A 253-nucleotide genomic window follows, 5' to 3' on the forward strand; every position below is an offset into this window, starting at 1 on the left:
TGCCCAAGCCGTGCATCAGCGGTACCGTGCCGGCGCGGGTCAGCAACCCGCAGGCCAACGACCCCTACGCCGAGATCGACCTCGACGGGCGCTACCGGGTGCACTTTCTGTTCGACCGCGACACCTGGCAACCCGGCCGGGAAAGCCTGTGGATGCGCCTGGCGCGGCCTTACGCCGGCGACACCCACGGCCTGCACCTGCCGCTGCTGGCCGGCACCGAAGTGGCGGTCGCCTTCGAACAGGGCGACCCGGA

At 71.1% G+C, this 253-nt stretch carries 1 protein-coding gene; it reads left to right on the plus strand.

Annotated elements, in window-relative coordinates; all coding sequences use genetic code 11:
* Positions 1–253: phage baseplate assembly protein V (locus ACLEJR_RS27105; protein WP_440817785.1), on the plus strand; the 253-nt coding region annotated here is incomplete at both ends.

The sequence above is a fragment of the Pseudomonas sp. SMN5 genome, assembly GCF_052041925.1.
Lineage (GTDB): Bacteria > Pseudomonadota > Gammaproteobacteria > Pseudomonadales > Pseudomonadaceae > Aquipseudomonas.